This window comes from Desemzia sp. FAM 23988 (genome assembly GCF_045528365.1).
In the GTDB taxonomy this organism is placed as follows: domain Bacteria; phylum Bacillota; class Bacilli; order Lactobacillales; family Carnobacteriaceae; genus Desemzia.
Window position 1 is genome coordinate 1 of sequence record NZ_JBGQQS010000042.1, and the last position, 4,043, is coordinate 4,043.

General features: G+C 34.0%; 4 protein-coding genes. 1 reads left to right on the plus strand and 3 read right to left on the minus strand.

Annotated features, from left to right (window positions below; genetic code table 11):
* The first annotated feature begins 190 nt into the window (after window positions 1-190).
* Window positions 191-1,210, plus strand: a complete 1,020-nt coding sequence (locus ACEN4L_RS13195; protein ID WP_407097703.1) for a glycosyltransferase — start codon at window positions 191-193, stop codon at window positions 1,208-1,210.
* Between the two features lie 222 nt (window positions 1,211-1,432).
* Here ACEN4L_RS13195 and ACEN4L_RS13200 read toward each other — a convergent pair whose 3' ends face one another.
* From ACEN4L_RS13200 to istA, 3 genes are read right to left on the minus strand one after another with little or no spacing between them, the layout of a single operon-like run.
* Entirely contained in the window at window positions 1,433-1,615 is a 183-nt protein-coding gene (locus ACEN4L_RS13200) for a hypothetical protein (RefSeq protein ID WP_407097704.1), read from the minus strand.
* A complete protein-coding gene (gene istB, locus ACEN4L_RS13205) occupies window positions 1,612-2,367 on the minus strand; it encodes an IS21-like element helper ATPase IstB (protein WP_407097705.1) in 756 nt (251 codons plus the stop codon). Before istB ends, ACEN4L_RS13200 begins: the two co-directional genes overlap by 4 nt.
* The gene (gene istA / locus ACEN4L_RS13210; protein ID WP_407097706.1) at window positions 2,364-3,926 is read right to left on the minus strand and encodes an IS21 family transposase; all 1,563 of its coding nucleotides are present in this window, start codon (window positions 3,924-3,926) and stop codon (window positions 2,364-2,366) included. Before istA ends, istB begins: the two co-directional genes overlap by 4 nt.
* Window positions 3,927-4,043 lie beyond the last annotated feature (117 nt).

A 4,043-nucleotide genomic window follows, 5' to 3' on the forward strand; every position in this document is an offset into this window, starting at 1 on the left:
GTAGATAACATTAATCGCAATCGCTTGCGCTCTTTTTTTGGACAACTGAAAAATCGGAAAAAAAGCTGTTTAGTTCTATTGAACTTTTCTCCATTTCAAATTAGCCCAATTGTTCAGTAGGCATTAATTATAAAAAGTTGTCTAAACGGAAAAACAATTAAATACACAAAGAGAGGAGGATAATTAAAATATGGAGAATATAAAAATTTCTATTATTGTACCAGTTTATAATGTTGAAAATTATCTTGAAGACTGTATTGAAAGTGTTATCTCTCAAAAAAATTTTTCAGACATTGAATTAATTCTTATCGATGACGGTTCTACAGATCAATCGAGCGAGATTATTGAAAAGTATACAGAGTCTTATGAAAATATACTAGGTTATTATCAAGAAAATGCTGGACAAAGTAAGGCTCGAAATAGAGGGATTGGATACGCAAAAGGTGAGTACATTTATTTTTTGGATAGTGACGATTTAATACCTGACTTAGCAATGGAATACTTATATGAACTGGCAATTAAAGAAGATTTAGAATTAGTTTTATTTGAAGGGAAATCTTTTTTTGATAAATCTATAGATAGTAAAAAGATTGAAGACATGAACTATGAAAGAAGTAAAGATTATGACAAAATTTTAAAAGGTCAAGATCTATTTATAGAAATGGCAAAAAATAAAGATTTTTATGCTTCGCCTTGTTTGCAATTCATAAATAAAAAAATGCTATTAGAAAACAATATTTTTTTTCTAGAAGGAATTATACATGAAGATGAATTATTTAGTTATCAACTTTTAATGAAAAGTAAAAAAGTTAAATGTATTAAAGATAAGTTGTTCTATCGAAGAATAAGGTTAAATTCTACTATTACATCGTTAAATTATGAAAAACGTATTAAATCCTTAATCAAAGTTATTGAAAAAACGATAGAATTTAATAGTCATTTAGAAGAAAGCACTGTAGATATGAAGAATGCTCTTAATACGAGAATTAATCATCTTCTAGGTCAGTGTATTATCTATTGTACAAAAATGAATTTTAAAAATCGAAGTAAAATTTATATGCTTTTGAAAAATATTAATTCCATAATTATAAATAATGGATATACGATATATAGAAAATATAATTTTTATTTTAAACATCCAGAATCGTATAGAATATTACAAAAAAGCTTAAATTCAATCAGAGGATTAAGAGTCGCAATAAAAAAGTGATGATAGAAATTAAATAAAATTCCAATTTTTATCATCATTCCGGATGTATAAACCATGTATTACGCTATCTCGTTTTTAATACAGAATAAAAAGCCTATAAGATGAGTATTGCGGACAGATTGAGCCGCCTGTGCGGAGTTTAGAGCCAGTGAGTGCGGGACATGGAGCCAATCAATGCGGAAGAAAAGGCCACTAATATATTGCATATCAGTGACCAAAGTTTTATTTCTCTAAAGCATTATCTATAATAGTTAGTGCTAATTTCACCATATCTTCTGCCGATGGTTCCTCATCTTCTAAATAGAAAGGGAGTAACTTTTCTTCAAGTTCCAGCATAATCTTGTCAGGCAAATAACGCTGGAAATAGTAGCGCGCAATTCTATCTTCTACTTCTGAAGGAATCATTTTGCTGCCCTCAATCCATGTCTTTCACGCATAGAAACCTCACCGTCAATTAGAATACTATAAGAATCATGCACGATGCGGTCAAGAATCGCATCGGCTACGAGAGCTTCACCGAGTTTTTCATACCATCCTTCAGGTGCAGTCTGTGAACAGAAGATGGTAGAAGTCGTTTTCAATCGAGATTCGATAATCTCAAATAAAGCTAAGGTATGTTCTTCGGGTAAGGATGTTAGTAACCATTCGTCAATGATAAGTAAATCAACTTTCTTATACTTCTTAATCAGTCGACGGAAACTTCCATCTGCTTCATTTCTTGCTGAAATAAACTCATCTAATAATTCTGGCAGACGAACATATTTTACTTTATACTGTTGTCGGCAAGCTTGAATGCCAAAGGCATTCGATAACCATGTTTTTCCATTTCCAGAGGCTCCCATTAATATGATATTTAAATGTTTTTCAATATAGTTACCTGCAGCTAGTTCAAGAATAAGGTGTTTATCCAGATGGCGATCAGGATGATATTCGATATCTTCAATAGATGCGGTCGGTTCATTGAACTGGGCTTGATGAATCAATCGCTGAAGTTTGTTTGACTGACGACGAGAATGTTCATGATCTACGAGTAAGTTGAAGCGTTCTTCAAACGTCATATCCTGATAGTCATTATTATTCATTTGCTCTTTGTATGAATCTGCCATTGCACTCATGTTCATTGCTGTCAATTTACGTAAAGTTTCTTCATTTGTCATTTTTTCGTCCCTCCAAAGTAGTCTGCGCCGCGCACAAATCCATAATTTTCACCTGTATTCAATTTAGTTAAGGAACCATCATCTTTTGCTCGCTCACGCTTTTTATTTCGTGCAAGAATTGTCTTAAAAACACTAACCGTAGGGTTAGAAGAAGCGAGTAGTAAGTTTTGAGCAGCTAAATCCAGCTCTTCTTTTGAATGTCTTTTATCAAGATTACGTAAACTCATTAATTGATTTAAAGCTTTTTTCTCAGATCCATTATTAAGTAAAACATCCACAAACTCTTCCATGTTTGATCCTACGGATTGAGCCCATTCTCGACTGTTCTTAGGTGTGTGTTCCAGAAATAGACGGTGATTGTCTGGCATATGCTCTGAAAGTGTTGAAAACTGACCGACTTCTCCATATAATCGCTTGTGGGATGCAATTCGAGCGTCTTTGAAGTATACTTCAATTAATTCTTTTGATAGACGAATATCAACGTCACTTTGGATGTACTCGTAAGGAACGGAGTAATACATACGTTCGATTTGAATGTGGTAATTAGTTTGAACCTTTGCAGTTCTCCATTCCGACAATTTAAATCGCTTTTGACGTAAGGGGTGAAGGTAGGATTTCTCCTCTTCGTCAAATGTTTCTTTTCTTGAGCCAGGACGTTTTTGGAAGGCTTCTTGATTTAGTTCATTGAGTTTCTTCCATATTTGCTGATTCAAGTCACGAAGATCAAAACATTGATAGTGACGTAAAGCAGCTATAATTTGTCTAGAAATGAACCCAACGGTTCCTTCAACACTAGCCTTGTCCTTTGGACTCCGAACTCTTCCGGGAACGATAACGGTTTGATAGTAATCAGCTAGTTCACGATAAGCTTCATTAAGAATTGGTTCTCCACGTAAGGGCTTAGTCACGCCTGTTTTTAAATTATCAGGGACTAATGATTCTGGAGTCCCACCAAAATATTCAAAAGCATGAATATGTCCGGTTAACCAGTTGGCAGATTTCATATCTAAAAAACCTTCGACATAACTGTACTGACTATAGGGAAAAGTTGCTACAAATACATATACCGTTATCTTGCCTCCATTTGAACGATCATTAATAGATAGCGTTGATCCAGCCCAGTCAATTTCTAACACTTCACCTGGCTTCCTGCGAATAGGCATTGTTGCTTTATATTTCTTTGCATACTTACCATAATTTTCTGCAAAAGTCCGATAAGCATAGGGGATTTTCCCGCTGTCACGCGCATGCTGATCATACTCCATATGGAGTAATTTTAATGATATATTTTTCTTCTGTAATTCCTTATGAATCTTTTCCCAGTTAGGTGGGAAAAAGCCTTTCTCAATCGCTTGTTTCTCAGGAAAAAGAAATTCTTCAAGCCATTGATTGTTCATATTATCAGTTAACCGTTCTAACCCAAGCTTTTTAGCTCGTTTGGTGATATCTGAAACTGTATTTCTTGAACTTCCAACGCTCGTACTAATGGTGCGTTGGGAGACATCATTGAAATGTAACTCCAGAATCTTACGGTATTGGATCATAAAAAGTAAGCGCAAAATGAAACGGTATCTTCAAATATCTTCTTTTCCGCTCTATACTTGATTTCATAGTAAACAAGTTGGAGGAATGATGATGAAAAGACAAGATATAGTACCAGTTTCATTGCAACAAAT

What these genes read in the sequence shown, in the direction of transcription:
- ACEN4L_RS13200 (WP_407097704.1), bottom strand. Translation starts at nt 1,615, where the DNA reads ATGATTCCTTCAGAAGTAGAAGATAGAATTGCGCGCTACTATTTCCAG.
- ACEN4L_RS13195 (WP_407097703.1), top strand. Translation starts at nt 191, where the DNA reads ATGGAGAATATAAAAATTTCTATTATTGTACCAGTTTATAATGTTGAA.
- istB (WP_407097705.1), bottom strand. Translation starts at nt 2,367, where the DNA reads ATGACAAATGAAGAAACTTTACGTAAATTGACAGCAATGAACATGAGT.